Annotated in this window: 29 protein-coding genes; 6 read left to right on the top strand and 23 right to left on the bottom strand. The window is 66.2% G+C overall.

Going from position 1 to position 21,943, the window contains the following annotated elements; all coding sequences use genetic code 11:
- The 5 genes from hemF to rng all read left to right on the top strand — a co-directional run bounded on the left by hemF (nt 1) and on the right by rng (nt 4,336).
- Nucleotides 1-921: an oxygen-dependent coproporphyrinogen oxidase gene (gene hemF, locus VLK61_RS17510; RefSeq protein ID WP_325422900.1), complete on the top strand. Its 921-nt coding sequence runs from the start codon at nt 1-3 to the stop codon at nt 919-921.
- A gap of 65 nt (nt 922-986) precedes the next feature.
- On the top strand, nt 987-1,730 hold the full coding sequence (rsfS, locus tag VLK61_RS17505; protein ID WP_325422899.1) for a ribosome silencing factor: 744 nt from the start codon (nt 987-989) through the stop codon (nt 1,728-1,730).
- On the top strand, nt 1,730-2,200 hold the full coding sequence (gene rlmH, locus VLK61_RS17500; protein WP_325422898.1) for a 23S rRNA (pseudouridine(1915)-N(3))-methyltransferase RlmH: 471 nt from the start codon (nt 1,730-1,732) through the stop codon (nt 2,198-2,200). The genes rsfS and rlmH overlap by 1 nt, the downstream gene beginning before the upstream one ends.
- Nucleotides 2,197-2,811 carry a Maf family protein gene (locus tag VLK61_RS17495; RefSeq protein ID WP_325422897.1) on the top strand — a complete coding sequence of 205 codons (615 nt, stop codon included), beginning with the start codon at nt 2,197-2,199 and terminating at the stop codon, nt 2,809-2,811. Before rlmH ends, VLK61_RS17495 begins: the two co-directional genes overlap by 4 nt.
- Before the next feature lie 46 nt (nt 2,812-2,857).
- Nucleotides 2,858-4,336 carry a ribonuclease G gene (gene rng, locus VLK61_RS17490; RefSeq protein WP_325422896.1) on the top strand — a complete coding sequence of 493 codons (1,479 nt, stop codon included), beginning with the start codon at nt 2,858-2,860 and terminating at the stop codon, nt 4,334-4,336.
- Between the two features lie 103 nt (nt 4,337-4,439).
- On the opposite strand, the gene VLK61_RS17485 is transcribed toward rng, so the two are convergent.
- Nucleotides 4,440-5,645 carry a tetratricopeptide repeat protein gene (locus VLK61_RS17485; protein WP_325422895.1) on the bottom strand — a complete coding sequence of 402 codons (1,206 nt, stop codon included), beginning with the start codon at nt 5,643-5,645 and terminating at the stop codon, nt 4,440-4,442.
- Between the two features lie 2 nt (nt 5,646-5,647).
- Entirely contained in the window at nt 5,648-6,256 is a 609-nt protein-coding gene (locus tag VLK61_RS17480) for a tetratricopeptide repeat protein (protein ID WP_325422894.1), read from the bottom strand.
- 134 nt (nt 6,257-6,390) lie between these two features.
- Between VLK61_RS17480 and VLK61_RS17475 the strand changes: the two genes are divergently transcribed.
- A complete protein-coding gene (locus tag VLK61_RS17475) occupies nt 6,391-6,786 on the top strand; it encodes a hypothetical protein (RefSeq protein WP_325422893.1) in 396 nt (131 codons plus the stop codon).
- A 36-nt stretch (nt 6,787-6,822) separates the two neighbouring features.
- Here VLK61_RS17475 and VLK61_RS17470 read toward each other — a convergent pair whose 3' ends face one another.
- The 21 genes from VLK61_RS17470 to VLK61_RS17370 all read right to left on the bottom strand — a co-directional run.
- Complete coding sequence (locus tag VLK61_RS17470) at nt 6,823-7,560, bottom strand: sigma-70 family RNA polymerase sigma factor (RefSeq protein WP_325422892.1); 738 nt, start codon at nt 7,558-7,560, stop codon at nt 6,823-6,825.
- A 16-nt stretch (nt 7,561-7,576) separates the two neighbouring features.
- The gene (fliP, locus tag VLK61_RS17465; RefSeq protein ID WP_325422891.1) at nt 7,577-8,398 is read right to left on the bottom strand and encodes a flagellar type III secretion system pore protein FliP; all 822 of its coding nucleotides are present in this window, start codon (nt 8,396-8,398) and stop codon (nt 7,577-7,579) included.
- Nucleotides 8,395-8,808: a flagellar biosynthetic protein FliO gene (locus VLK61_RS17460; protein WP_325422890.1), complete on the bottom strand. Its 414-nt coding sequence runs from the start codon at nt 8,806-8,808 to the stop codon at nt 8,395-8,397. The genes fliP and VLK61_RS17460 overlap by 4 nt, the downstream gene beginning before the upstream one ends.
- An 8-nt stretch (nt 8,809-8,816) precedes the next feature.
- On the bottom strand, nt 8,817-9,161 hold the full coding sequence (locus tag VLK61_RS17455; protein ID WP_325422889.1) for a FliM/FliN family flagellar motor switch protein: 345 nt from the start codon (nt 9,159-9,161) through the stop codon (nt 8,817-8,819).
- Entirely contained in the window at nt 9,158-9,901 is a 744-nt protein-coding gene (locus VLK61_RS17450; RefSeq protein ID WP_325422888.1) for a FliM/FliN family flagellar motor C-terminal domain-containing protein, read from the bottom strand. Before VLK61_RS17450 ends, VLK61_RS17455 begins: the two co-directional genes overlap by 4 nt.
- Nucleotides 9,898-11,085 carry a flagellar hook protein FlgE gene (locus tag VLK61_RS17445; protein WP_325422887.1) on the bottom strand — a complete coding sequence of 396 codons (1,188 nt, stop codon included), beginning with the start codon at nt 11,083-11,085 and terminating at the stop codon, nt 9,898-9,900. The genes VLK61_RS17450 and VLK61_RS17445 overlap by 4 nt, the downstream gene beginning before the upstream one ends.
- A 10-nt stretch (nt 11,086-11,095) precedes the next feature.
- Nucleotides 11,096-11,476 (bottom strand): flagellar hook assembly protein FlgD, encoded by a 381-nt coding sequence (locus tag VLK61_RS17440; RefSeq protein WP_325422886.1) that lies wholly within the window; start codon nt 11,474-11,476, stop codon nt 11,096-11,098.
- Between the two features lie 2 nt (nt 11,477-11,478).
- Complete coding sequence (locus VLK61_RS17435; RefSeq protein ID WP_325422885.1) at nt 11,479-12,693, bottom strand: hypothetical protein; 1,215 nt, start codon at nt 12,691-12,693, stop codon at nt 11,479-11,481.
- Nucleotides 12,680-13,144, bottom strand: coding sequence for a hypothetical protein (locus tag VLK61_RS17430; protein WP_325422884.1), 465 nt, complete (start codon nt 13,142-13,144; stop codon nt 12,680-12,682). The genes VLK61_RS17435 and VLK61_RS17430 overlap by 14 nt, the downstream gene beginning before the upstream one ends.
- Complete coding sequence (locus tag VLK61_RS17425; RefSeq protein ID WP_325422883.1) at nt 13,141-14,460, bottom strand: FliI/YscN family ATPase; 1,320 nt, start codon at nt 14,458-14,460, stop codon at nt 13,141-13,143. Before VLK61_RS17425 ends, VLK61_RS17430 begins: the two co-directional genes overlap by 4 nt.
- Complete coding sequence (locus VLK61_RS17420; protein WP_325422882.1) at nt 14,457-15,182, bottom strand: FliH/SctL family protein; 726 nt, start codon at nt 15,180-15,182, stop codon at nt 14,457-14,459. Before VLK61_RS17420 ends, VLK61_RS17425 begins: the two co-directional genes overlap by 4 nt.
- A gap of 22 nt (nt 15,183-15,204) precedes the next feature.
- Nucleotides 15,205-15,735: a hypothetical protein gene (locus VLK61_RS17415; RefSeq protein WP_325422881.1), complete on the bottom strand. Its 531-nt coding sequence runs from the start codon at nt 15,733-15,735 to the stop codon at nt 15,205-15,207.
- Nucleotides 15,728-17,185, bottom strand: a complete 1,458-nt coding sequence (gene fliF / locus VLK61_RS17410) for a flagellar basal-body MS-ring/collar protein FliF (protein WP_325422880.1) — start codon at nt 17,183-17,185, stop codon at nt 15,728-15,730. Before fliF ends, VLK61_RS17415 begins: the two co-directional genes overlap by 8 nt.
- A 3-nt stretch (nt 17,186-17,188) precedes the next feature.
- The gene (fliE, locus tag VLK61_RS17405; RefSeq protein ID WP_325422879.1) at nt 17,189-17,497 is read right to left on the bottom strand and encodes a flagellar hook-basal body complex protein FliE; all 309 of its coding nucleotides are present in this window, start codon (nt 17,495-17,497) and stop codon (nt 17,189-17,191) included.
- On the bottom strand, nt 17,494-17,919 hold the full coding sequence (locus VLK61_RS17400) for a flagellar basal body rod protein FlgC (RefSeq protein WP_325422878.1): 426 nt from the start codon (nt 17,917-17,919) through the stop codon (nt 17,494-17,496). Before VLK61_RS17400 ends, fliE begins: the two co-directional genes overlap by 4 nt.
- Entirely contained in the window at nt 17,920-18,288 is a 369-nt protein-coding gene (locus VLK61_RS17395; protein WP_325422877.1) for a flagellar basal body rod protein FlgB, read from the bottom strand. It abuts the gene before it with no gap.
- 23 nt (nt 18,289-18,311) lie between these two features.
- Nucleotides 18,312-19,427 carry a flagellar basal body P-ring protein FlgI gene (locus VLK61_RS17390; protein WP_325422876.1) on the bottom strand — a complete coding sequence of 372 codons (1,116 nt, stop codon included), beginning with the start codon at nt 19,425-19,427 and terminating at the stop codon, nt 18,312-18,314.
- Nucleotides 19,428-19,429: 2 nt separating this feature from the next.
- Complete coding sequence (locus VLK61_RS17385) at nt 19,430-20,122, bottom strand: flagellar basal body L-ring protein FlgH (RefSeq protein WP_325422875.1); 693 nt, start codon at nt 20,120-20,122, stop codon at nt 19,430-19,432.
- Nucleotides 20,119-20,838, bottom strand: coding sequence for a flagellar basal body P-ring formation chaperone FlgA (gene flgA / locus VLK61_RS17380; protein ID WP_325422874.1), 720 nt, complete (start codon nt 20,836-20,838; stop codon nt 20,119-20,121). Before flgA ends, VLK61_RS17385 begins: the two co-directional genes overlap by 4 nt.
- The gene (gene flgG, locus VLK61_RS17375) at nt 20,835-21,617 is read right to left on the bottom strand and encodes a flagellar basal-body rod protein FlgG (RefSeq protein WP_325422873.1); all 783 of its coding nucleotides are present in this window, start codon (nt 21,615-21,617) and stop codon (nt 20,835-20,837) included. Before flgG ends, flgA begins: the two co-directional genes overlap by 4 nt.
- A partial coding sequence (locus VLK61_RS17370; RefSeq protein WP_325422872.1) for a flagellar basal body rod C-terminal domain-containing protein occupies nt 21,614-21,943 on the bottom strand: 330 nt, incomplete at its 5' end. The genes flgG and VLK61_RS17370, both read right to left, overlap by 4 nt.

Below are 21,943 nucleotides of genomic sequence, written 5' to 3'. Positions count from 1 at the left end.
ATGGACGCCAACGCCGTTCGCAACTACCTGCTCGACCTGCAGACCCGCATCGTCAAGGCGATGCAGCAGGCCGATGGCCACAGCTTCGTCACCGATGCCTGGACGCGCGACCCCGGCGGTCGGCTGGCCGGCGACGGCCGCACGCAGCTGGTGGAAGAGGGCGGTCTGCTGGAGCGCGGCGGCTGCAACTTCAGCCATGTGCTGGGGCCGGCCATGCCGCCATCGGCCACCCAGCACCGGCCCGAGCTGGCCGGCGCGCCCTTCGAAGCAATGGGGGTTTCGCTGGTGTTCCACCCGCGCAACCCGCATGTGCCCACCGTGCACATGAACGTGCGCATGTTCGCCGCGCTGCCCGAGGGCAAGCCGCCGGTGGTGTGGTTCGGCGGCGGCATGGACCTGACGCCGTACTACGGCCACGAAGAAGACGCGCAGCACTTCCACCGTGTCTGCCGCGACGCCCTGCAGCCCTTCGGCGCCACGCTGTACCCGCGCTTCAAGCGCTGGTGCGACGAGTACTTCTTTCTCAAGCACCGCAACGAGCCGCGCGGCATCGGCGGCATCTTCTTCGACGACTTCAGCGAGCTCGGCTTCGACGAGAGTTTTGCGATGCTGCGCGCGGTGGGCGACGCCTTCCTGCCGGCCTACCTGCCGATCGTCGAGCGCCGGCGCAACACGCCGTATGGCGAGCGCGAGCGCGATTTCCAGGCCTACCGGCGCGGGCGCTATGTCGAGTTCAACCTGGTCTACGACCGCGGCACCTTGTTCGGCCTGCAGTCGGGCGGCCGCACCGAGAGCATCCTGATGTCGATGCCGCCGGTGGTGACCTGGCGCTACGACTGGCAGCCCGAGCCGGGCACGCCGGAGGCGCGTCTATACAACGATTTTCTGCAGCCGCGCGATTGGGCCGCAGGCGCCGCATGACGCGGCCGCCGCTGCGCGCTATATTGACTCAAACATGCCCCAACGCGGGGCGATCCAGGAGCTGAATGGACATTCGCAAGCTGCAACGCGCCATCGTCGATGGCCTCGAGGACGTGAAGGCCCAGAACATCGTGGTCTTCAACACCGAGCACCTGTCACCGCTGTTCGAGCGCGTGATCATCGCCTCGGGCACCAGCAACCGCCAGACCAAGGCGCTGGCCTCCAGTGTGCGGGACGCCGTGCGTTCGCACGGCCTGCCGGTGCTGGGCATGGAAGGTGGCGACAACGGTGAATGGATCATCGTCGACTGTGGGCCCGCCGTGGCGCACATCATGCAACCGGCCATTCGCGACTACTACCGCCTGGAAGAGATCTGGGGCGGCAAGAACGTCAAGATGAAGATCGGCGACGATGCGCCCAAGGGCCTGGTCAAAGCCTCGGAAGATCAGTCCTTTGCCGTCAAGGCCTCGAAGGCCGGACCGGCGACGAGCACGCCGCCGGCCAGGAAGGCGGTGCCTGCCAGGCCTGCCGCACCGGCCAAGAAGGCGGCGTCCGCGAAAAGGGCTGCTCCGGCGAAATCGGCTGCACCTGCCAAGAAGACCGCACCAGCCAAGAAGACCGGATCACCCAAGACGGCCGGGCCCGCCAAGAAGGCCACGGCGACGAGCCAGGCCCCGGTTAGCCGCACCGTGGTGGCCGGCCGCAAGCCCGCACCGGCCGGCAAGAGCGCAGCCGCGAAGAAGAGCGCGCCGGCCCGCAAGGCGGCCGCCGGCAAGACGGCAGCGCGCAAGACCACGCCGCGTCGCTGATGCGCCTGGTGCTCGCGGCGATCGGCCAGCGCCAGCCGGCGTGGGCCGATGCCGCCTATGAGGACTTCGCCAAGCGCTTCCCTCCCGAGTTGCGGTTGGAGCTGAAGGCCGTGAAGGCCGAACCGCGCAGCACCGGCAAGACGGCGGCGCAGATGATGGCGGCCGAGGCCGAACGCCTGGAAGCCGCCTGCCCCAAAGGCGCACGGCGCGTGGTGCTCGATGAACGCGGCAACCGGCTGACGACGGCCCAGCTCGCCGAGCGCCTGCAGTTCTGGCGCGGCGATGGCCGCGACGTGGTGCTGCTGATCGGCGGCCCCGACGGCCTGGATCCCACGCTGAAGGCCAGCGCCGACGAGGCCCTGCGCCTGTCGGACCTGACCCTGCCGCATGCTTTCGTGCGCGTCTTGCTGGCCGAGACGCTGTACCGTGCCTGGTCGCTGAGCACCGGCCATCCCTATCACCGCGAATGAGCAGCGCCGAAGCTCCTGTGCTCTACCTGGCCTCGCAGAGTCCGCGCCGCCGTCAGCTGCTGGACCAGCTGGGCGTGACCCACGCGCTGCTGCTGCCGGGCGATGACGAGGATGCCGAAGCCATCGAGGCGGAACGCCACGGCGAACTGCCCGATGCCTATGTGCAGCGGGTGACGCTGGGCAAGCTGAAGGCGGCCCGGCTGCGGCTCGCGCAACGCGGCCTGCCGCCGGCGCCCATCCTGGCCTCCGACACCACCGTGGCGCTCGGCCGGCGCATCCTCGCCAAACCGGCCGATGCGGCGGAGGCCACGCGCATGCTCACGGCGCTGTCCGGTCGCACGCACCGCGTGCTGACGGCGGTGGCGCTGTGGACCGGCCGGCGCACGCTGGCCGCGCTGTCGATCTCCCGGGTGCACGTGGCGGCGATGCCGGCCGCTGCGATAGAGTGTTATGTCGCCAGCGGCGAACCCTTCGGCAAGGCCGGCGCCTATGCCATCCAGAGCCAATATTCCGGCTGGATCTCCCGGGTCGAAGGAAGCTACTCCGGTATCATGGGTTTGCCCCTCTACGAGACGGCCCAGCTGCTGAGACAGGCGCGCATCGTGTTTTGATCCGGAATCCCGTGCGCGCGCACAACGAAAGAAACAACGCGCCGCCATGCACGACATCCTGATCAACTGGGCCCCGCAGGAAACCCGCGTCGCGATCATCGAGAACGGCGCCGTGCAGGAACTGCACATCGAACGTGCACTCGAGCGTGGCCTGGTCGGCAATGTCTACCTCGGCAAGGTCGCGCGCGTGCTGCCCGGCATGCAGAGCGCCTTCATCGATGTCGGCCTGGAGCGAGCGGCCTTCCTGCATGTGGCCGATCTGCATGGCGGCGGCCACCATGGCCCGGCGCGCGGCGATGTCGCGGTGCCGGTGCCCATCGAGCGCCAAGTCTTCGAAGGCCAGACCTTGATGGTGCAGGTGATCAAGGACCCCATCGGCACCAAGGGCGCGCGGCTGTCGACGCAGATCAGCATCGCCGGGCGCATGCTGGTGTTCCTGCCGCAGGACAACCACATCGGCATCTCGCAGAAGATCGGCTCGCCCGAAGCGCGTGAGCTGCTGCGCAGCCGCATGCAACGCCTGGCCGCGATGCCCGACGACACGGCCACCGGCGGTTTCATCCTGCGCACGAATGCCGAAGAAGCCACCGACCAGGAGCTGGCCGACGACATCGCCTACCTGCGCAAGGCCTGGGCCGCGATCCGCGCGCAAGGCCTGTCGCAGCCGCCGGGCACCTTGCTGCACCAGGACCTGAACCTGGCCGAGCGCGTGCTGCGCGATCTGGCCACCGATGCCACGCAATCGATACGCCTCGATTCGAAGCTGCAATTCGACGCGCTGAAGGCCTTCGGCGCGGCCTACACGCCCACCTCGATCAACAAGCTCGAGCACTACAAGGGCGAGCGGCCGATCTTCGACCTGTTCGGCGTCGAGGAAGAAATCGCCCGTGCGCTGGCGCGCCGCGTGGACCTCAAGTCCGGCGGTTACCTGATCATCGACCAGACCGAGGCGCTGACCACGGTGGACGTGAACACCGGCGGCTTCGTCGGCGCGCGCAACTTTGACGACACCATCTTCAAGACCAACCTCGAAGCGGCCGGCGCCATCGCGCGCCAGCTGCGGCTGCGCAACCTGGGCGGCATCATCATCGTCGACTTCATCGACATGACGCGTGAAGAGCACCAGCAAGCCGTGCTGGGCGAATTTCGCAAGCAGCTCAGCAAGGACCGCACCAAGATCACGGTGTCCGGCTTCACGCAGCTGGGCCTGGTCGAAATGACGCGCAAGCGCACCCGCGAATCGCTGGCCCACATGCTGTGTCAACCCTGCCCAACCTGTGAAGGGCGCGGCCAGGTCAAGACCGCACGCAGCGTCTGCTACGACATCCTGCGCGAGATCCTGCGCGAGGCGCGGCAGTTCAACCCCAAGGAATTCCGTGTCGTCGCCAGCGCCACGGTGGTCGAGATGCTGCTCGACGAAGAGAGCCAGCACCTGGCGGGCTTGAGTGACTTCATCGGCAAGCCGATCTCGCTGAGCGCGGAGCCGTCGATGAATCCGGAGCAGTACGACATTGTTTTGATGTAGCAGCGCTGACCGCGCCTGCCGTCGGCGGCAGCGTGGGCGCGGTGTCTGCGCAAGCCATCGACATGATGGCCACGCTGCTGTCAGAGAACCGCTGACTGTCTATTCAGTGGCGTGGCTCGTTCTTCAGCTTCTTCGACATCAGTCTCGCGAAGCTCGCTTGCATGAGTGGGCTACGCGCCAGAGCGCGTTCCTGGAACATCTCGAACGCGCGGGCGAGCGTACCCGGGTCACGCAAGTCGCCGTGTTGCGCAAGCATCGCCTCGGCGACACCCACGTTGACTGAGAAACGGTCCAGACGCTTGCCGGTTCGGATGTGCTCCTGCGCAGCGTTGCGGTCTCCGCGCCGCGCCGCGATGACGGCCAGGCCGCCGTAGGTATCTCCAAAGTTCCGGTCTTTGTCTAGCGCCTGGAGAAAAGCCTGTTCGGCGGCATCGACGTCGTCGGCCAGGAGGTTCACCCAAGCGAGTGCATGCCAGCTGCCCAGATGGGTGGGCATGGCGGCGACGGCGCGTTCGAAGGCGGCTCGCGCCGCGTCCAACCGGTTCTCGTAGGCCTCGACCAGCCCCATACCAAGGTGCGCGCGCCCGGCACCGGGTGCCTGACGCAGGCTCGAAGCGAAGTCCCGGCGGGCGGTGCCAATATCCGCAGCGTCCAGCGCGACGAATCCGGCAACCGCGTCCAGGTTCGGTTCCGAGATCCCGTGTTGCCGAGCCGCTTGAACCAGTGCGCGTGCATCGCTGATGCGGTTGGCGTCAACATAGGCCGAGCCCAGTATGCCCATGACCCGCGCTGCTTGCGGATGCTTGGTAAGAAACGCCTGACTGACCGCAATTAACTGATCCAGCTGACCCCGTCCCATCAGGGCAGGCAGCAGCACGACCGCCGCTTGCTCTGCGAGCGTCGGTTCGAGCGCCGTGAGGTCCAGCTGCTGCAAGCGGTCGATGGCCGAGCCGGTCTCGCCTGCATCCAGTTCGGCACGCGCCAACTCGATGATCACGCTCGGCTCATTGACACCGCCCTCGGCCAGGCCACGCAGCGCCGCGACCGCTTCCGTCGGCTGACCCGCCAGACGAGCCGCGATCGCGCGGCGGTAGATCCAGCCGGCTCCGCCCGGCGGCGCTAGCAGGGCTTCCTCGGCCGTGGCCATTGCCCTGGCGAAGTCCTTGGCTGCGAGCAGCGCGTCGAACAGGTCGCGTCGCAGCATCTCGTTGCCGTTGTCCTGCGCGAGGAAGCCGCTCAAGCGTTCGATGCGGCGATGCAGTTCATCGACGTCACGGCCGGCAGTGCCCGCTGAAGTGTTCTGGGTCATGATCAATGCGTCCGTCCTTTCGTGTACACGCTCAGGAAGAGGTGTGACATGTTGTCAAGTTCGGACGCCGCATCTTGTGCTTGCGTCGCCGTCGAGAGGTTCGCTGCGGCTGCCGGCTTGGACTCCCGCGCTTCAATCCGTTCGATCAACATGCGCATGTCGCGACTGAGGGCCTCGTTCTGTGTATTGAGCACCAGGCCTTCACGCAGGCATCCGATCGCCGCGTCGAACTCGTCGCGAATCAAGTGCTCCAGCCCCTGTCGCCAGACCCGGAAGGCATCATCCTCGGCTAACTGGCGCAGTGGCTCCCACACCACCAGCGCAGCGTCGGCATCGCCACTGGTCAGGTGCAGCATGCCGAGTTGGAATCGCGCCAGCGTGTAGCCGGGGTCAAGGGCAAGCGCGCGGGTGATGGTTTCGATCCCCGCGTCGGCCATGCGCAGTTGGGCGTACAGGCTGCCGAGCAGGAAGAGTGCCTGGGCACTGGCATCCGGCCGATCCGCGGCTTCCTTCAGGTAGACAACGGCACTGGCGTCGTCGTCTCGTTGCATAGCGGCAAAGCCGAGTTGCAGCAGATCGGCCTGCGGCAGGTGTTTGAAGCTGTCAGTCATGGCAAAGGTGATGGTCCGGAGAGCTTGCTGCATGGCCCTTGCGCTGTGGGCGCGGCCCGGCAATTCAGTGGTTGATGGGGCGCCCGCCGCGGTGGTGTGAGGCAGAATGGGCGCGACGTCGAGGGAATTGATCCATGGTTCAAGGTACCGCCCCACTTGCAAAAGCCATCGCGGTGCTGCGCCAGAGTGTCAAGGAGCACCAGCTCGGTATACCCTTACAACAGCCGGGCCGGCAGGGCTTGCCGGCATCGAAACGCTCAGAGTCCCAGCGCCCCTCGAAGGTGGCCACTCTGGCAGCCAGCCTGGCAGCCATCGATCCCACTGACCCGCAACGCCGCCGCAAGGCCTTGCGCGCCTTCGTCGAGGCGACGCTGCAAGATGAATTCGGCAGCGAGTTGATCATGTCGCTTGACTTCCAGTCGACCGTCGACCGCACGATCGATGCGATGTTCGACGATCCGTCGTTGGCCGGCATGCTTGACGAAGCCGCCGGGGAACTGGGCGTGCGACCTCCGGTGCGCGAACGTTGACGCTCACTGTCAGGTCGCCAGCGTCGGCGCTCAGCATCACAGGCTTGCAGAGAAGCTCGCATTTTCACTCCTCAGCAGTCGCAACCGCCCGAGGGCGGTCTTGTGGATCTGCGAGATCCTGCCCTTTGTGAGGCCCAAGGACTCGGCGACCTGATCAAATTGCATCTGCTGGAAGTAGTGTCTGTGCACGACGATGCGCTCGTTCTCGGGCAGCCGCTGCACGAGTTCGGCCACCTGCTGACGCAACTGGCGCATCTCGATGCGGGCATAGGCCGTTTCGTGACCTGCGCGCTCCGTGGTGGCGTACATGCCGGAGTCCTCCAGTGCAAAGCCGATCGCCAGCCCGATGGCGACGCCGGCCAGTTGCTCCAGCGCTGATTCGCCGCGTGCGCTGCTCGCAGCCAGGGATGCACTGCGTTCGCGACGTGCACGACGCCGTACGGCGACCTGCTTCTGTATTTCGCTGAGATCTTCGACCCCGTTGAGGATGGCGCCGTGAATGCGCGGGCTGGCAAAGGTCTCGAACTTGACCCCTCGCGCCGGATCGAATCGATCGATGGCCTCGAGCAGCCCGATCATGCCGAACTGAAGATAGTCGCCGAACTCGAGTTCGTGGCTGATGCGATTGGCGTAGCACTTGGCAGCCAGCATGCGCACGTAGGGCGTGTACAGCGCTGTCAACGCCCCGCGGTCCTCCAGCGACTGCACGGCGCACCAGCGCCGCCACAACGCGACGAGCGGCGGCTCTTCGGATGCCTTGGGGTCGCAGCGCATGCCTGGGCCGGAATGGTCAGTGAATCGATCCCAGCAGTGCACGCGTCACGATGTGCCAGCCATCGATGAGCACGAACAGCAGCAGTTTCAGCGGTATCGACACCGTCGAGGGCGGCACCATCATCATGCCCAGGGCCATCAGCACGCTCGCCACGATCAGATCGATCAGCAAGAACGGTAGGAAGATGGTGAAGCCGATGACAAACGCGGCGCGCAGTTCCGACAGCATGAATGCCGGGATCAGGTGCCACATGCTGACGTCCTCGACCGATTTTGGACGCGTTGACCCGGCCGTGTCGACCATCAGGACCAGATCCTGCTCGCGGGTCTGCCGGATCATGAAATCTTTCAGCGGCTGCAGCCCAAGGCGGGTGGCCTCGGCCACCTGGGTCGCACCGCTCATGTAGGGCTCGATTGCAACGGTGTTGACCTTCTGGATGACCGGCTGCATCGCGAAGAGGGTCAGGAACAGCGACAGCGTGATCACGACGATGTTGGGGGGCGTCTCCATCAGGCCGATGGCATGCCGCAGCATGGACATCACGATGACGATGCGGATGAAGCACGTCATGCAGATCAACATCGCCGGCAGGAAGCTCAGCGCCGTGAGGGTCAGGAATACCTTCATCGCCGAGGACATTTCGGCGGTGTTCGCCGTGCGCTCGACCCACTCAAATGGCGCGGCCGGCGCATTCGCGGCGAACGCCATGGTCGGCAACGCGAGGGCAAGTACGGCTGCCACGACCATCACAAGGACCGACAACGCCAAGCGCTCGCCGCCGGTCGAACCTGACGGCGACGAAGTGACCGTTCGCCGATGTCCAGCGAGACGACTCATCGACCTTCCTCGATACCCGGCGCACATGCGGCCATTGGCTCGTCGCGCAGGCAGGTCGTGTGCGACGAGCCGCTGGCCAGCAGCAGCTTGCGGCCGTCGTACTCGATGGCGACCAGGGACACGCCCGCACTCAACGCGGTGCGCTCGACGATGCGGATGCGCCTGCCGCCAGTTCGCGCGATGGGCGTTCCCCAGCGTGCAGCGACCTTCGGTCCATGGCGCTTGAGAAACCACAGCAACACGGCCAGCAAGACCAGGCAAGCCAGGATAGCGCCCAGCCACTGCCCCGAGCCCGGCAGTTGCGTGGCGGCCTCTGTCTTGAACGGGATGGGCGAGCTCGGTTGTGCCCGCAGTACCTGCGCAAAGAACCCCGCGGTCAGGGCGAGCGCTGCGGGTCGCGCCCGGAACAATCCGAGCCTCACTTTGTTGCCGGTGCAACGATCTGCGTCACGCAAACGCCGAAGTGGTCGCCGACCGCAACCAACTCGCCCCGGGCGATCACGGTGTCGTTCAGGACAATGTCGAACGGCGCGTTCAGCTCGGTGTCGAGCTTGAGGATGCCGCCCTCCTTGAGCGTCATGATGTCGCCGACGGTCGACATGGCGTGCCCGGCGACCAGCGTTAACTTGGTCCGCACCCCGGCTAGCGCGGCCATGGTCAGCGCGCTCGCCGCGGGCACCTGGCCCGGCTGGTGTTTCACGGGGGTCAATTCGACCGGCTGCATGGCCGGGCCGGAGCTTGTGGCGGTGGACTCTGTGGTCATGGCTTGATCGTGGTCAGTTGCAATGCGCGGGCGCCATCGGCGCGGCCCAGGAACCCGGCCAGCGTTGGCTGGCCGTCCATGGTGACCGCGCGTAGCGAGTTCGTGGTCGCCTCGACAGCAAGTACGAGGTCGCCGACGGCCAGCGCCGTCAGGTCCTTCAGGGTTACTTCGGAGTGGCCCAGTTCGATGCGAAGCTGCACCGGTACCCGCGCCAACGCGGCCTCGACGGCTCGTGCCGCGAGCGCTGGGGTGTCAGGCTTCTTCAACCAGCCGAGCGCATGCAGTCCAGCGCGGTTGACGACGACCTCAGCCTGAGACCTGCCCAGCCCGCAGGTATAGCGCAGACCCCAGTGGCCAGGCAGCCGGCGGTCCGGTTCGTCGGCATCCTTGTCTGCCGGCCCCTGAGGGCGGCCTAGCGCCGCCAGGGTGTCCGCCAGATCTGCCGCAGCCTGGGCGGCGGCTTTCCGCGCAATGTCCGACGCCGCCTCGGTATCGCCGAACAGCGCGGCGGCGATGTCGGCTTCAATCGACTCGCCCATCCGCACCCAGGGACCCTGATCGCCCTGAAGGGCCCGCCATGGTGCTTGCAGAGTAGCCTGTGTGAACGGCTCGGCGATGCTCGACGCGGCCGTTTGCAGGCCGGCCATGCCCCACCGGATGGCCCAGTCCCGCATGGCGGCGCCCGCAGCCCTGTTGAAGGCCTGCAGCGATGACTCGGGTATCCAGCGCAGCGAGCTCACCCGCGCCCCTTCATCTCGAACAGTTCGCGCAGCATATCGTTGGCAGTGCTCACGATCTGCGAGGAGGCCTGGTATCCGCGCTGCATGACGATCAGCTCGCTGAACTCTGCCGACAGATTGACGTTGGAGCCTTCGACCTGGCTGGACGCGATGTTGCCCAGCCCCTTGGAGCCGGGCCGGCCGATTTGGGCGTCCTTCGGGTCCGAGGCCGTGAATCCACCGCCAGTGGTCTGGACCAGTGCATCGGTTGATTCGAACTGCGCCAGCGCCAACTGCATGCCGGTGGACTCTTCGCCATTCGAGTACGTCACCGTCATCACGCCCGTCTCATCGAACGTCACCTGGCTCAGTGTGCCGGCAACGACGCCGTCGCTCGAGGCGACCGTCAGCGTCGACGAAGTTCCCGAGGCGAACGAGGTGATGCTCTTCGAGAAATCAAGGGTGACGCCAAACGCCGGAAGGCCAGCGGGCGCGTAATTCAGTGTCAATACGTTGGACGCAGCCGGCGTTCCGGCCGTGAACTTGATTTCGCCAACGGCGGTCTCGGTCGTGCCGTCCACCATCTTGACCGTCCACACGCCGGTTTCGCCTGTCTTGGCGGCAAGGTCCAGCCGCACCGTGTGCTCGGCGCCGAGGGAGTCGATCAGCTTGACCGAGTTGATCGAGTGTGCGGTCGCCGTGCTGGAGAGGTTGCCCAGAAACTCGATCTCGGTCGTCGCCTGGGGTGAATTGTTGCGCATCGCATCGAGCGAGATCGGCACCAGGGTGCCATTGCTGTTGAAGCCCAAGACCCGCCGATCGGTACCCTTCTCGACCAGGTAGCCAGCGTCGTCGAAGTCGAACTGGCCGACCCGCGTGTACACGTGGTCGCCGCCATTGGCATCTTGCGTGACGAAGAAGCCCTCGCCGGCGATGCTCATGTCCAGCGGATTGCCTGTCTGGCGCGTGTCACCCTGCTGGAAATTGACGTGAGTGCCCAGAGCGGCGACGCCGGTGCCGAACTGCGCACCTCCATAGCTCGCACGAAAGCCGCTGGCACCTTGCTGGTAGTACATATCGCCGAAGTTGAGCGTGGTCGACTTGAAGCCGGCCGTGTTCATGTTGGCGACGTTGTTGCTGATGACCTTCAAGCCCTTGGAGAAACTCTGCAGGCCGGACATGCCGATGAAGATGGAGTCAAACACGATGATCTTCCTATCGAATGGTGACGAGGCTTGAAATCGAGACGTCGGTCAGCAAGGCCCCACCGGTCAGCGTGACAGTCAGGCGCGGGTCGCCGCTGTTGAAGCTGACGACACTGATCTGTCCGGACTGGTTGCCGCTGGCGCTGGCCACCTCGACTGTCTTGCCGAGCAGTCCGACCGAATGCAGCGTTCCTTGCCCGGACAGAAGACTGGCGACTTTGTCGTTGATCTCCTGGGTCTGTTGCAGCGAGGTGAACTGCGCCAGTTGCGAGACGAACTGCTGCGGATCCATGGGCTTCAGCGGATCCTGGTAATTCAGCTGGGCGACCAGGATCTGCAGGAAGTCCTGGATGCCGATCGGGTTGGCAGCGGAGGTGGGAGCAGTGGCCATGGTCAGCGTTGGTCCTTGCGAGGCGGTTTGGATGACGGGATTGGCAGGGTGGACACCATCGCGCCGGACGACGGCGAAGGCTCCACGGCGTCGGACAGGACGCCTTCGGAGCGATCGCCATCCACTTGGCGAACGACCCCGTTGACATAGGTCCGGATCGACGAGAACCCGAGCTGCTGCATCTGCATTGCCAGCATGCGCGCGACCTGCGAGACATCGCCCGCAGCGAGGCCGGCGTCACGCAGCATGACCACCGCTGCGTCAACGCTGGTGGCCACATGCAGCGAGGTCTTCTCCGGTGGTTTGTTCGGGCTCTCCGGGGGCGACGCGGCGGCTGCGGACGGCGTGGAAGCTTCTGGCTCTTCCGACACGGTTCCGACGCGTTGCGGCACGGCCTGCACCGCGGTCTGTGCCAGGCCGGGCGCTGCAATCGCGTCGCGTACGGACGTGGGCGGCGCGGAGGCCTGCAGCGAAGCTTGTGCCGTCGGAACAGGCGGGGCCGCGGCTGCCGGCGCCCGGCGAGCACCGGCATCTGTCGAAGTGAGCTCCACCACAGCATCGGCGTTGACTGGCGACGAGGCTGGTGGCGAGGATTGCGTCGAACCGCCCATCGGAAGAATCGGCAGGGCTGCCGGCGATGGCTGGGCATCCCACTCGTCGGCCTCGACCAAGGGTGGCGCAACAGGGTTTGCAGGCTCGTCAGCCGCTGCGCACTCGACCGCCGCGGTGAGTGTTACCGCCTCCAGCCCGATGCTGCGACCGTCAGGCCCTTGCCCGGACGGGCTACCGGTATCGTGGGCCAGATCGCTCAATCGCATTCGCATTGCCAACGCGCCCACTTCGGCCGATGCCGGTGTGCTGGTGTGGGACACAGGCTCTTGTTGCGTGCGGTCGGCCTGTCGGCGCGATGGCGATGCCTCGCTCGGGGCACGTTCTGCCTGCGGCTGAGGCTCGCGTGTGCCGGTCGCGCTGGTGAATGCTGCCGGCTCCTGGGTTGTCGTACCCACTCGAACGGCGGTCCGGCCAGGCCGCTGGCCGGTGCCGTGACCGGGCGTGTCGCCTCCAGGCTGACCCCCGGCTTGTCGTTCACTGGACTGGCTCCAGGTGGCCAGCCAAGCGCGTTCCAGATCGCCAAGCCAACGCGCGTCCTGGCGTTCCTGGGCGGTGGACTTGGTCGCAGCGGTTCTTGCCGCGGCCGTGTCGTCAACGATCTTCATCGGTGAGCCTGTTGCGTAGGATGTTCCATGTGTCGTCGGCCTCCTTCAGTGCCTGCCGGTTGTGTTCCTCACGCTGACGGCGCGTCGCCTTGTCGAGCGAGCTTTGGAGTCCGTCTCGCCGGGCCAACTCAAGCCCAAGCGCGGTGCGCGTCCGGTCGAGCTGTTCAGCAGCCTCCTGGGCCTGTCCGACCAGTCCGTGCTCGAGCGTCACCAGATGCCTGTGAAAGCGCCGGTGGTACGCGTCAGTAGCGACGTGGAAGGCGGCTCCGCCGGCCAGGCTGCGCCACGCGCCGCGGGCTTGTAGCGTGAGCGCCTGCCCCTCAGCCAAGGCGTTCCCACAGTCATCTGCCTTCTGCAAGGATGCCGTCACTTCAGCGCTCTGCACCATCGTGCGGAAGCTGGCCGCTCGTCTTGCGACAGCCAGGAAACGGCGTGTTCGGTTCGTTGTCACATGGGCTCCTTGGCGATCACCTCGGCGAGGGCCTGGCGCGTTGCCTCGGGTGTGGAGACCTCGTCGAGGTCTTGTCGCAGGAAGCGCTCGACCCGCGGCCAGCACGCGAGCGCCCAGTCCAGGTCGGCGTTGCTTCCGGCCTTGTAGAGGCCCATGTCCACCATTTCGCGATGGCGGTGATGCACCGACATCAAGGTCCGCAGCGTCCCGGCCGCCGCTATCTGCGGCTTGTCCAGCAACTGGCGCTCCAGGCGACTGATGCTGTGAAGGGCGTCGATGGCCGGGAAGTGCGCTTCGTTGGCCAGTTCCCGGCTCAACACGATCTGGCCGTCCAGGGTGGCGCGCAGCGAATCGGCCACCGGCTCGTTGTGGTCGTCGCCCTCGACGAGTACGGTGTACATCGCCGTCAGGGAACCGCCACGGGCCAGGCTGCCGCAGCGCTCGCAGAGTTGCGGGATCTCTGAGAAGACTGAAGGCGTGTAGCCCCGCGCAGTCGGTGGCTGGCCTGCCGCGATGTCGATCTCGCGGCGTGCCATGGCGAAGCGCGTCACGGAATCCATCATCAGAAAGACATGCTTGCCCAGGTCACGGAAGTACTCCGCCACGGCTGTCGCCGCGTAGGCGGCGCGAGCGCGGACGACGGCAGGCTGGTCAGATGTGGCGACGAGCAGCACCGTGCGAGCACGCGTCTGCGCATCAAGCGTCTGCTCGACAAAGTCCCGCACTTCGCGGCCACGCTCACCGATCAAGGCCACGACGTTGATGTCGGCGCGAACGTTGCGCGCGAGCATGCCCATCAGCGAGCTCTTGCCGACGCCGCTGCCAGCGAAGATCCCCAGCCGCTGACCGTGGCCGAGCGGCAGCAGGCCGTCGATCACGCGAACGCCCGTCGGAAGCAACCGGCTGATCGGAGCACGCTCCAGCGGATTCAAGGGTGCAGCCCGCAGCGGCATCAGTCGGTCGACCCGTGGCGCGGCGCCGTGGTCCAACGGCTGCGCAAAGGCGTCGATCACGCGGCCGAGCAAGTCAGGGCCCACGGGAATGGTCGGCAAGCAGCCCAGGGCCCTGACCTCGGCGCCGACGGTCAGTCCCTTGGCATCGCCATACGGCATCAACGTGATTTCGCCCTCGGCCAGCGCGACAACCTCGGCTGTCACGCTGCGCCCTGGCGCCAGCTCGATCTCGCACAACTCGCCAAGGGCAGCCTGCGGCCCCTTCGAGACGATGCCCAGACTCTGCACCTTCGACACCCGGCCGAATCGACGCTGCAGCGGAAACTCCCGCGCGGCGCACCGCAGGGCAGCAGCCATGCTCATCGCGGTGTCTCCATCCAGGAGCGCCGTGCCGCTTCGAGTGCTGACTTCAGCGCCGCCAACTGCGTCTCCCAGCGCGCGTCAACGATGCCGGCCCTTCCGCTGACGCGGCAACCACCCAGTTCAACCGTGCTGCTGGCGACGATGCGGATGTCCCGCACCGCCGCATTCGGAAGCAGGTGCCGCGCGGCGTCCAGCGTCTGCACATCATCGGCATGCACTTCGACAATGACCGACTGCCACAGGTCGCATGTCTGCAGCGTGGCCCGCACTGCAGTCGCCGCGACCTGCGGATCGCGCACGGCGTCGCCCAGCAGCCGATTGACTGCAATGAAGGCGACATCGGCAAGCATCTCGCTGGCCTGCTCACGTTCAAGTTCGAACGACGACTGCATCGACGTGAGCAGCGTTCCAAGTCGACTGACTGCTGCGGCCACCGTGGCATTGGCCTCGGTGGTCGCCTGCTCGCGCGCCTGATCGAGGCTCCGCAACAGCCCCTGCTCCAGGCCTTGTTGAAGCCCTTGCTGCAGGCCCTGCTGGCGGCCTTCATCGCGAGCGCGGTCGCGAAGCGCCTCCAACTCGACGGCAAGCGCCTGCGCGCGCCGCTGCTCTTCGGCGCGGTGCTGGCGCTCAGCATCGGCAATGTCGAGAGGACTGCCGGCATGTCGACGGGCTGCGCCAGCTCCTGATGCGCCAATACTCGGCAGTGCGCGTTCAGCCTGCAACACAGCGCCCTTCACCAGCCCGCTAGACATCGATCCGGACCTCCGCGGCCGTGACGGGCACTGCAGCCCTTTCGACATTGATCGAGCGGATCGTTTGCCTCAGCGCAATCGCACGCTCGGGCAACGGCCGCCACAGTGCGCGGATCGCCTGTTCACGCTCGGGGGCCGCTGTCCGCAGCAGCGTGGTGATCTCGGCGGCGTCATAGGCACCCAGACAGACCGCCACGACCAGGTCGGACTCATGCAGCAGGCGGGCTCCGATCTCGGCCAGCGTCGGGCCTGACGACACGGCCCCGGCGCGCCAGACGCCGGGCTGATCTGCCGGAAGTTGCGTGCCTGCGGCCAGCGTGGGCTCGTCGCCGCGCAATGCCGCATCGAGCAACTGCGGATCCGCCGGAACGCCCAGCGCCGTCAACTCGGCCACCAGTTCGGACATCTGTTCGCGCTCGTTGGGAGCCAGTCGTTCCAGCACCCACAAACGATCTTCGTCACGCAGGCCATGCAAGGCCAATGCTGCGACACGCTTGGTGTCGACGGCGGGCAACTCAAACATCGACCTTGCCCTCCGCCTGGGCGAGCCAGCGCTGTACCGAGCGCAAGACTGCCTCGCGTTCCCGCGCACTCATTGGTTTTCCGGCAGGGGCAGAGAGTCTGGAGTTGCGCCTGCGGAATGTCCATGCGGCCAGGCCCAGCGCGAGCATGGCTGCGGCCATCAGGCCTCCACTGGCGATGGCCGCCCTGAGCGGCCCACCATCGCCGGCCGGCTCCGCGGCCGGCGTGCCGCCGCTCATCGGCCGCTGCACTGCCTGGGGTGTGGTCTCGGTTGCGACCGTCAGCTGCGCCGCATGGGTCAGCGACGACGGATTCGCCATCGAGAACACCGCGATGCCGTCGCCGCGCGCAGCGTTGAGTCCGACCGACGAGGCCACGACCTCCTTGACTCGCGCCATGTCGGCATCGCTCAGGGCTCGTTTGACCACCACCGCGACATTGAGCCGGAGGACTGCGCCGGCCGGAGCCAGCACCTTTTCGACGCGCTTGCCGTTCTGGTAGTCCACGTCCTGCGACGTCGTGGTGCCGGAGGGCCTGGTATCGGCCGTGGCGCTGTCGCGGCTGACGGTGCGCTCGCGGACGACGACGCCGGCCGGTGACCCGCCCTTGGGCGTGCCCATGGCAGGCAGGACCTCCTCGGTCGTCGTGGTGGTCTGCTGGTGATTGAGCGCCGCATCGACGGTAACCAGTGCGTTGCCGTCACCGAACATGCCTTCCAGCACCTTGATTGCCTTGGCCGCCAACAGCGTCTCGAGTCCGACCTTGGAATCGAACTGATCAGCGCCAACGCTCACCGCGCCGTTATCGGCGCTCGATCGTGACAGCGTGACGCCGTTCTGATCGAGAACCGTCACGTCTTCAGATCTGACCTCCGGTACGGAGGCACCGACGAGACGTTGAATGCCCAGCACCTGGCCGGGAGCGAGTGCCTGGCCGGGCTTGGTCACGACCGTGACGGAGGCCTTCGCCTTGTGGTTCTCCTTGCGGAACAGACCTTGCTCGGGCAGCGCCAGATGCACCCGTGCCGAAAGGATCTGCTCGATCGACAGGATCGTCCGTGTCAACTCGCCCTGCAGCGCCCGCTGGAAGTTGACCTTCTGCACGAAGTCGCTGACGCCGAACTCTGCGTTGTTGAACAGCTCGAATCCAACGGCACCGTTCAGCGGCAGCTGTTTGCCCATCAGCGCCATGCGCGTCTTGTGCACTGCCGATTCGGGCACCAGCAGGGTCTGGCCACCGGCGGCGACCTGGTAGGGCACCTTCAGCTTGTCCAGCTCTTGCGCCATGATCCCGGCGTCCTGCTCCTTCATGTCGGAGAACAGCACAGCGTAAGGAACGCGCAGCAACCACCAGACGGCCACTGCGGTACCCAGCACGATGGCCAGCACGCCCAGGAGCAAGCTCCAACGCTTGGCGGGCGACATCTCGCCCCACATTCTGGTGAGTTCCACGGCTTACACCTGCATCCGCATGATTTCCTGGTAGGCCTCCAGCACGCGACCGCGCACCTGGATCGCCAACTGGAACTGCATGCGTGCCTGCTCGAGCTGGATCATCGTGTCGTGCACACTGGCGGTGCCGCCCGCGGCCAGTTGCTGAACGTTGCGCTCCGAACTCACCAGCTGCGCATTGACAGAGTTCAGCTCGTTGACGAACCATTGGCCAAAGTTGCCTGTCGGCCTCGACACGTCGGCAGTCGCACCCGATTCGGTGGCGGCACCGAGCGCGGAGATCGCCTCGATTGCTTGCCTGGCCTCGTTCATCGCTGGCTCCCGATCTCGAGCGCACGGCTGGCCATGGCCTTGGCCAGGCCAAGCGCGGCAACATTGGCTTCGTAGGCACGCATGGCTGTCATCGCCGTCACCATTTCCAGTGCGTGATCGACGGCGGGGTAATGGACAAAGCCGTTCTCGTCGGCATGCGGGTGGCCAGGATCGCGCACCGCGCGCGGCGCCAGCTCGGACGGCACGAGCGCCAGCTGCAGGTGCTGCGGCGAGCCGGCTTGCACGAGGCCTGCAAACGTGCTGGGCACTGCCTCGGCCACCACGCGCAGCGGCCGATAGCCTGCGCTGCCTGGAGCGATGCTGTTGTGCATGTTGGCCAGGTTGAGTGCGGCCGCCTCAAGGCGCTTTTTCTCCAGCGTCATGCCGCTGGCACCGATTTCGAGTATTGCCCGGTAGTCCATTCACCGCCTCCCGTCGGAAATGGCCAGCGACATGAGTCCCAGTTGCTTGTCCAGTGCCTTGAGCAGGGCCTGGTAGTGCAAACCGTTGGCCGACATGGCGGCGACCTCACTGTCGAGTTCGATCTTCGATGCGGTCGGCGTCGTGTCCAGTGACGCTTCGACCGCGTGAAGGTCGGACAGCTTCAGTGGCTCGCCGCGTACCAGGCTCTCACGCACATGGCTGAGCTGCTCCTCGAAGCGCACGCGTGCGGGCTGAAAACCCTCGACGTTGGTATTGGCGATGTTGCTGGCGTGGACGCCGTGACGCATCGTGGCGGCGGACAAGGCCCTGGACACCAGGTCCAGTGTGGCGGGGTCGATGATCTGCATGAGGTGTGAGCGGGCTGATGGAACTACTGAACGATGAGATCGGCATGCAACGCGCCTGCGGCCTTGATGGCCTGCAGGATCGCGATGACGTCACGCGTGTTTGTCTTCATGCGGACGAGGGCCTGCACCAACTCGGCGACGGTCGTACCGCCGGCAGGCACGAACTTGGCAGTGTCCCGGTCCTCGACCGACAGTCGCGTGTTGGTCACGACCTCGGTGCGCACGTCCGGCCCGGTCTGGCGTACCAACGCGGGCTGGGATACCGAGGTCTCGGAGGCGACCGTGATTCGCAGGTCCCCGTGCGAAACGGCAACCTTGGCGATGCGGACGTCACCGCCGGCCACGATCGTGCCGGTGCGCTCGTTGACCACCACGCGGGCGCGCCGGTCCGGCTCGACAGTCAGTGCTTCCAGTTGCCGCATGAACGCAGGCAGCCGCTGGCGAAAGCTCTCGGGCACCTGAACCTCGACACCAGCCGCGTCTCGCACTTCCGCAATGCCGGGTCCGAGGCGGGCATTCAGCGCGTCGGCAATCCTTCCGGCCGTTGTGTAGTCGGCATCGTGCAGAACGAAGGTCATGGTCTCGATCGCGGGCCTCGTGCCGGCCATGGCCATGCCGACCTCGACGATCGCCCCACCGCTCATCAGACCGACGGTGGGATGATTCTTCTGCGCCAGGTTGTTGTTCGCGTCGTAGCGATATCCGCCCACCGTCAACGGTCCCTGCGCCAGTGCGTAGACCTTTCCGTCAGGACCTTTCAGCGGCGCCATCAGCAGGGTTCCGCCTGCCAGGCTGCGGGCGTCGCCAACCGACGTCACGGTGACGTCCAGTGTGTCGCCTGCGCGTGCATGGGCAGGCAAGCTGGCGGTGACCATCACAGCAGCGACGTTGCGGCTCTGGATCTCGTCGGCCGCAATGGCCAGGTCGAAGCGCGAGAGCATGTTGGCCAGCGACTGTCGCGTCGCCTTGTTGCGCGACGAGTCTCCGGTGCCGGCCAAGCCAGTCACCAAGCCGTAGCCGACTAAACCGTTCTCGCGCCACGTAGATATCTTGCCCAGATCCTTGATCCGGACGGGCTGGGCATGGGCAGCAAAGGCAGCCCACAAGACCATCACCAAAAGACATGCGCTTCGTTTCATCATCAGAACCCGAAGAGTCCGAGCAGGTGCTGCCACCATGTCGGCTTTTGGCGGTCACCAAGCACACCGTCGCCGGCGAAGGTGATGCGCGCGTCCGCCACCCGGGTCGATTGCACGGTATTGAGCTCGCTGATGTCTCGCGGCCGCACGCGTCCCTCCAGCCGGATCACCTGCTTTTCGCCGTTGATCTCCAGCAGTTGCTCGCCCGCGACCCACAGGTCCTGGTTCGGCGCGATCTCGCGCACGGCCACGGTCAGCTGGGCGAGCAGCCTGCCCGCGCGTTGCGTGCGACCACCACTGACAAAGTCGCTCGTCGTACCCAGGCTCGCACTTCGGCTGCCGATGTTGTGGCTGCTGACGGACAGCCCGGCACTGGAGTCACGGTTCGCGCCGGTGTCGGCCGTGCTCGAGGCGCTGGCGGTCTCGTAGATCACGACGGTGACCAGATCGCCGACCCGGTGGAGTCGCCGATCCGAGGTCAAGGACTGGAACGAACTCTCGGAGTAGAGGCTTTCTCGAGTTTCTTGTTGCGCACCGGCACGAACGGCCTCCCGGGGCGATATCGGCGCCGCGGCGCCGGCAGGCTGCGCGGTTGGAAGCTCAGGCACCGGCGCGACGTGCACCTGCGCCTGCACCGGCCCGCTCAGCAGAACCGCAAGCAGGCACGCGGCCGAAGGTCTGGTCATGCTCGTCATGGCAGGATCTCCACGGATGAGGCATCGACCAAGCGCCCCTCCAGTGTCACGCGGCGGTCCTTCAGCTGCACCCGAACGATGTCACCCACGCGGCCGGGCGTCACGAGCACGCCGGCAGCCTGGATGGCCAGCGCTGGCGATGCCCACGACACGCTGACCGGATCACCGAAAGCCACGGTGTTTTCGCCAAGGAGTTGTGCGCTCGATACCGGGTCGCCTGCGGCGATCGCTCGTCGGGCCCGCCCGGTCGGAGCCGTATCGCCACCCACCGTGGGCCGTTGCCCGGTTGGCCATGCAATCTCGCGAAGTTCAGTGTCGCCCGTTCCGAGGCGCTCGCCTGCGAGCAGATTGCGGGATGCCACCCATGCGGCAGAGCGCAGTTCCAGTTGCACCGGCACGGCGATCCGCTGCACTGCGCGCCCGCTGGCGAGCACACTGACGACGATCCGCCCGGCACCGCTCAGCAGCGCGGGGATCGGTTCGGCCAGCCGCCACTGGCCGTGCTCGGCACGCACCCGGTCTGCCTCGGGAAGCCTGCAGCGCACGGTGACAGAGAGGCCGGCGGCCGCAGCAGCAGCATCATTGACGAAGCGCTCAGCCATCTCGCAGGGGTCGGTCAGTGCGCCCGCCGTGGCCGTTGTGAACCAGGCGAGCATCAGCACCAGGCCCACGGCGGCGGTTCCCAGACGTGGCGGGAAGGGCAGGCGCGGCTTCATTTGCGCATGTTGTTGGTCAGCCCGGCGATCTCGTCGGCCGCCTGGATCACCTTGACGTTCATTTCGTAGGCGCGTTGCGCGACCATCATCTGAACCATTTCGTCGATCAGCTTGACGTTGGACTGTTCGAGTTGCCCTTGCATCAGGCGGCCGGCACCGCCTTCGCCGGCGATGGCCGACAAGGGGTCGCCGGCTTCGGGTGTCGCGCGGTAGACGTTGCCACCCAGCGATTGCAGGGCTTGGGGATTGGCAAAGGTGACCAGGTCGATGCGCCCGAGTGCACGCTCCTTCGACTTGCCGTCGCTGCCCAGCACCTCGCCGTCCTGCGAAATCGTCAGGGTCCGGACTTCGGCCGGCACATGGATGCGCTGCTTGAGCACAAGTCCCTCGGAGGTGGCCAGGTAGCCATCGGCGTTGACCTGCAACGCGCCGCCGCGGGTGTAGGCCAGGCTGCCATCAACGGCCGTGAGTTCGATGAAGCCGGCACCGTGAACTGCGATGTCCATCGGGTTGTCCGTGCGCTTGATCTCGCCCGGATCGAACTGGCGTGATAGCGTGGCCGAAGAGACGCCTGTTCCGTCCAACACACCATTGGCCCGTGCGGATGTGGCCGCAGTGGCTGTTTCGGTCCCTCCGGCCCGGTTCACGACGTCGTGGAAGCTGACTTTCACGCGCTTGAACCCCGGCGTGTTGACGTTCGCGACGTTGTTTGCGACCGCGTCGATCTGCGCCTGGTGTGCCTGCATGCCGGTGGCCGCAATGTAGAGGGCGTCGTTCATGACATGTCTCCTAGTTTCCTGATCGCCTTCTCGAGCAGTTCGTCGGCGCCCTGGATCAGCTTGACCATCGACTCGGCGTGGCGCATCGTCGTCATCAGATGAACCATTTCCTGCGATGCGACGACGTTGGACACCTCGATGTGCCCTGCGTGGATCGATACGGACTCGGGCGTGGGCAGCCCGTCGACCGCGGTCGACGTCTCATAGAGGCCATCGCCAAGGGCCATGACCTGCGTCTCCTTGGGCAGGGCGACGATCCGCAGCGTGCCGAGCGCCTTGTCGTCGCCCATCAGTTGCGCGCCGCTGTCCAGGCGTGCGGCACTGAC

Origin of the sequence: Aquabacterium sp. (assembly GCF_035476535.1) — a bacterium.
Taxonomy (GTDB): domain Bacteria; phylum Pseudomonadota; class Gammaproteobacteria; order Burkholderiales; family Burkholderiaceae_C; genus Pseudaquabacterium.
The sequence above is the reverse complement of the archived record's forward strand: the minus strand, read 5'-3'. Positions and strand labels throughout refer to the sequence as shown.

What these genes read in the sequence shown, in the direction of transcription:
- VLK61_RS17455 (WP_325422889.1), bottom strand. Translation starts at nt 9,161, where the DNA reads ATGACCACAGAGTCCACCGCCACAAGCTCCGGCCCGGCCATGCAGCCG.
- VLK61_RS17485 (WP_325422895.1), bottom strand. Translation starts at nt 5,645, where the DNA reads ATGACCCAGAACACTTCAGCGGGCACTGCCGGCCGTGACGTCGATGAA.
- hemF (WP_325422900.1), top strand. Translation starts at nt 1, where the DNA reads ATGGACGCCAACGCCGTTCGCAACTACCTGCTCGACCTGCAGACCCGC.
- VLK61_RS17425 (WP_325422883.1), bottom strand. Translation starts at nt 14,460, where the DNA reads ATGAGCATGGCTGCTGCCCTGCGGTGCGCCGCGCGGGAGTTTCCGCTG.
- VLK61_RS17415 (WP_325422881.1), bottom strand. Translation starts at nt 15,735, where the DNA reads ATGTTTGAGTTGCCCGCCGTCGACACCAAGCGTGTCGCAGCATTGGCC.
- VLK61_RS17390 (WP_325422876.1), bottom strand. Translation starts at nt 19,427, where the DNA reads ATGAAACGAAGCGCATGTCTTTTGGTGATGGTCTTGTGGGCTGCCTTT.
- VLK61_RS17475 (WP_325422893.1), top strand. Translation starts at nt 6,391, where the DNA reads ATGGTTCAAGGTACCGCCCCACTTGCAAAAGCCATCGCGGTGCTGCGC.
- VLK61_RS17400 (WP_325422878.1), bottom strand. Translation starts at nt 17,919, where the DNA reads ATGGACTACCGGGCAATACTCGAAATCGGTGCCAGCGGCATGACGCTG.
- rsfS (WP_325422899.1), top strand. Translation starts at nt 987, where the DNA reads ATGGACATTCGCAAGCTGCAACGCGCCATCGTCGATGGCCTCGAGGAC.
- fliE (WP_325422879.1), bottom strand. Translation starts at nt 17,497, where the DNA reads ATGAACGAGGCCAGGCAAGCAATCGAGGCGATCTCCGCGCTCGGTGCC.
- rng (WP_325422896.1), top strand. Translation starts at nt 2,858, where the DNA reads ATGCACGACATCCTGATCAACTGGGCCCCGCAGGAAACCCGCGTCGCG.
- VLK61_RS17495 (WP_325422897.1), top strand. Translation starts at nt 2,197, where the DNA reads ATGAGCAGCGCCGAAGCTCCTGTGCTCTACCTGGCCTCGCAGAGTCCG.
- VLK61_RS17440 (WP_325422886.1), bottom strand. Translation starts at nt 11,476, where the DNA reads ATGGCCACTGCTCCCACCTCCGCTGCCAACCCGATCGGCATCCAGGAC.
- VLK61_RS17395 (WP_325422877.1), bottom strand. Translation starts at nt 18,288, where the DNA reads ATGCAGATCATCGACCCCGCCACACTGGACCTGGTGTCCAGGGCCTTG.
- VLK61_RS17435 (WP_325422885.1), bottom strand. Translation starts at nt 12,693, where the DNA reads ATGAAGATCGTTGACGACACGGCCGCGGCAAGAACCGCTGCGACCAAG.
- flgG (WP_325422873.1), bottom strand. Translation starts at nt 21,617, where the DNA reads ATGAACGACGCCCTCTACATTGCGGCCACCGGCATGCAGGCACACCAG.
- VLK61_RS17470 (WP_325422892.1), bottom strand. Translation starts at nt 7,560, where the DNA reads ATGCGCTGCGACCCCAAGGCATCCGAAGAGCCGCCGCTCGTCGCGTTG.
- VLK61_RS17385 (WP_325422875.1), bottom strand. Translation starts at nt 20,122, where the DNA reads ATGACGAGCATGACCAGACCTTCGGCCGCGTGCCTGCTTGCGGTTCTG.
- flgA (WP_325422874.1), bottom strand. Translation starts at nt 20,838, where the DNA reads ATGAAGCCGCGCCTGCCCTTCCCGCCACGTCTGGGAACCGCCGCCGTG.
- rlmH (WP_325422898.1), top strand. Translation starts at nt 1,730, where the DNA reads ATGCGCCTGGTGCTCGCGGCGATCGGCCAGCGCCAGCCGGCGTGGGCC.
- fliP (WP_325422891.1), bottom strand. Translation starts at nt 8,398, where the DNA reads ATGAGTCGTCTCGCTGGACATCGGCGAACGGTCACTTCGTCGCCGTCA.
- VLK61_RS17480 (WP_325422894.1), bottom strand. Translation starts at nt 6,256, where the DNA reads ATGACTGACAGCTTCAAACACCTGCCGCAGGCCGATCTGCTGCAACTC.